This is a genomic window from Micromonospora sp. ATA51 (assembly GCF_016802855.1).
Classification (GTDB): Bacteria; Actinomycetota; Actinomycetes; order Mycobacteriales; family Micromonosporaceae; genus Micromonospora; species Micromonospora sicca.
The window spans coordinates 1-2,942 of sequence record NZ_JAEVHJ010000511.1; the positions used below are offsets into that span (position 1 = coordinate 1).

Below are 2,942 nucleotides of genomic sequence, written 5' to 3' on the forward strand. Positions count from 1 at the left end.
TGCCCGCCCGGGCCGGTCGCAAGGAGGCGCAGGGCCTGCTCCGGGCGATCGCCGAGGTCGAGACCCAGCCCGGGCGCAGCGACCTCGGCGCGCTGGTCGACATGCTCAACCGGCCGCCGCGCCGCCGCGGGGTGGCGGTGGTCATCTCCGACTTCCTGGCACCGCCGCAGCAGTGGGGCCGCCCGATCCGTAAGCTGCGGGTCCGGCACGACGTGCTGGCGATCGAGGTGGTGGACCCGCGCGAGCTGGAGCTGCCGACGTGGGGGTGCTGCCCGTGGTCGACCCGGAGACGGGGGAGCTGCACGAGGTGCAGACCGCCGACCCGCGGCTGCGCCGCCGGTACGCCGACGCGGCCGCCGCCCAGCGGGCGGCGATCGCCGCGGAACTGCGCGCCGCGGGCGCGGCCCACCTGCGGCTGCGTACGGACCGAGACTGGCTGCTGGACATGGTGCGATTCGTGGCCGCGCAGCGGCACGCCCGCACCCGAGGGACGACACGATGATCCGTTTTCTGCAACCGTGGTGGCTGCTGGCCGTGCTGCCGGTGCTCGCCCTGGCCGCCGCGTACGTCTGGCGGCAGCTGCACCGCCGGGCGTACGCCATGCGGTTCACCAACGTGGACCTGCTGCGGACCCTCGCGCCCAAGGGACTGGGCTGGCGGCGGCACGCGGCGGCCACCGCGTTCCTGCTCTGCCTGCTCGTCCTCGCCACCGCGCTGGCCCGGCCGGCGATGGACACCAAGGAGCCCCTCGAACGGGCCACCGTCATGCTCGCCATCGACGTGTCGCTGTCCATGCAGGCCGACGACGTGGCGCCGAACCGGCTGGAGGCCGCCCAGGAGGCGGCCAAGCAGTTCGTCGGGGAGCTGCCGGAGAACTACAACCTCGGGTTGGTCTCGTTCGCCAAGTCGGCGAACGTGCTGGTCTCGCCGACCAAGGACCGGGAGGCGGTGACCACGGCCATCGACGGGCTGGTGCTGGCCGAGTCGACGGCCACCGGGGAGGCGGTCTTCACCTGCCTGGAGGCCATCCGTTCGGTGCCGGCCGACGGCGCGGCGGGCATCCCGCCGGCCCGGATCGTGCTGCTCTCCGACGGGTACCGCACGTCGGGGCGGTCGGTGGAGGAGGCCGCCGCGGCGGCCCAGGCGGCGAACGTCCCGGTCTCCACGATCGCGTTCGGCACCGACTCGGGGCAGGTGGAGATCGGCGGCCAGCCGCAGCGGGTGCCGGTGGACCGGATGGCCCTCGCGCAGCTCGCCGAAACCACCGAGGGGTACTTCTACGAGGCCGCCTCGGTCAGCGAGCTGAAGCAGGTCTACCAGGACATGGGCAGCTCTATCGGGTTCCGGACCGAGCCGCGGGAGATCACCCAGTGGTACGCGGGGATCGCGCTGCTGCTGGCCCTCTGCGCCGGCGGGCTGAGCCTGCTCTGGTCGTCGCGCCTGCTCTGAGCGGGCACGGCGCGCCGCGCGGCGGCGGCCGGCGACGACGGTGGGGCGATGGCCGATCGGGGCGGCCGACGCCGGCGGTGGTCAGTGACCGCCGCCGGCCAGGACGAAGAGGACGGCCACCCAGACGGCGGCGAGGGTGAAGCCCAGCGGGGCGACGTAACGGCTCATGGACAGGCTCCGGTGGCGGCTGGACGGTCCGCGACGGGACCGCAGGGGCAGGCAGGACGCGCACACGAAGTCGTGACCGGGGGGCTCCTCCGCGGCCGGGCCCGGATCGGGGCGGCGCAGCACGCTCACCCCGGCCGGGGCCGAGGGTCACGCGGGGGAGCGGGAGCTGGGTCAGCTCACCTGACTGAGTCGTGGCTCAGCGGGGCTGACGTTCGGCCCGGCCACGACTGGGAGGATCGCTATCTCGCACAGCGATCACCTCCTGCGGTCGGCGGGGCCCGGAAAGCGGGCGATCGACCGCCCGCAAACGTGGATGATCGTACACCCGGGGCGCCCGCCCGCCGCACTCGGCCGACCGGCCCCCACCCGCCCCACCGGAGGGGTCAGCGCGCTCCGGTCCGGCGGTACGGCGGGCGGCCGGTCAGCCGTCCTGCGGGCTACTCCCCGGCGGCGACCACACCCGTCTCGTACGCCATGACCACGGCCTGGGCGCGGTCGCGCAACTGGAGCTTGGCCAGGATCCGCCCGACGTGGGTCTTCACAGTCTGCTCGGCGACCACCAGGTCGGCGGCGATCTCCGCGTTGGAGCGGCCCCGGGCGATCAGGCGCAGCACCTCGGTCTCCCGGGGGGTCAGCCCGGCCAGCTCGGTCGGCCGGGGCCGGTGATGCCCGGGACGGGCGGCGAACTCGGCGATCAGCCGGCGGGTCACCGTCGGGGCGAGCAGCGCGTCCCCGGCCGCCACCACCCGGACCGCGTGCACCAGGTCGGCGGCCGGGGCGTCCTTCAGCAGGAAGCCGCTGGCCCCGGCGCGCAGCGCCTCGTAGACGTAGTCGTCCAGGTCGAAGGTGGTCAGGATGAGCACCCGGGGACGGTCGGCCCGGCGGTCGCCGAGCAGTTGACGGGTCGCCGCGAGCCCGTCCAGCACCGGCATCCGGACATCCATCAGCACCACGTCCGGGTCCAGCCGGCGGGCCGCCTCCACCGCTGCCGCGCCGTCGGCGGCGTCCCCCACCACGAGCAAATCCGGCTGGGCGGCCAGCAGCGCGCCGAAGCCCTGCCGGACCATCGCCTGGTCGTCGGCGATCAGCACCCGGATCATCCGTTCCCGTCCTCCCCGTCGTACGGCAGCACCGCGTCGACGACGTACCCGCCGCCGTCGGCCGGCCCGGCGGCGAACGTACCGCCCAGCGCGAGGGCCCGCTCGCGCATCCCGGTCAGCCCGTGCCCGGCGCCCCGCTCGGCCGCCGTCGGATCGCCGCCGCCGGCGGAGTTCTCGACCCGTACCGCCAGGGCGTGCGGCCCGGGCCGGACGGTGACCCGCACC

General features: G+C 75.3%; 3 protein-coding genes and 2 pseudogenes. 2 read left to right on the forward strand and 3 right to left on the reverse strand.

The genetic code is table 11. The features are described from left to right. A pseudogene (locus JNW87_RS36870) lies at positions 1-502 on the forward strand (DUF58 domain-containing protein); the annotation flags it as partial. Continuing rightward, complete coding sequence (locus tag JNW87_RS36875; RefSeq protein WP_109800181.1) at positions 499-1,449, forward strand: VWA domain-containing protein; 951 nt, start codon at positions 499-501, stop codon at positions 1,447-1,449. The pseudogene JNW87_RS36870 and the gene JNW87_RS36875, both read left to right, overlap by 4 nt. An 81-nt stretch (positions 1,450-1,530) precedes the next feature. Here the strand turns inward: JNW87_RS36875 and JNW87_RS36880 are convergent, their stop codons facing one another. From JNW87_RS36880 to JNW87_RS36890, 3 genes and pseudogenes are all read right to left on the reverse strand, one after another. Further along, entirely contained in the window at positions 1,531-1,746 is a 216-nt protein-coding gene (locus JNW87_RS36880) for a hypothetical protein (RefSeq protein WP_130338032.1), read from the reverse strand. 308 nt (positions 1,747-2,054) lie between these two features. Further along, positions 2,055-2,717 (reverse strand): response regulator transcription factor, encoded by a 663-nt coding sequence (locus JNW87_RS36885; RefSeq protein ID WP_109800180.1) that lies wholly within the window; start codon positions 2,715-2,717, stop codon positions 2,055-2,057. Next, positions 2,714-2,942, reverse strand: a pseudogene (locus JNW87_RS36890) (sensor histidine kinase); the annotation flags it as partial. The pseudogene JNW87_RS36890 and the gene JNW87_RS36885, both read right to left, overlap by 4 nt.

What these genes read in the sequence shown, in the direction of transcription:
- JNW87_RS36875 (WP_109800181.1), top strand. Translation starts at nt 499, where the DNA reads ATGATCCGTTTTCTGCAACCGTGGTGGCTGCTGGCCGTGCTGCCGGTG.
- JNW87_RS36885 (WP_109800180.1), bottom strand. Translation starts at nt 2,717, where the DNA reads ATGATCCGGGTGCTGATCGCCGACGACCAGGCGATGGTCCGGCAGGGC.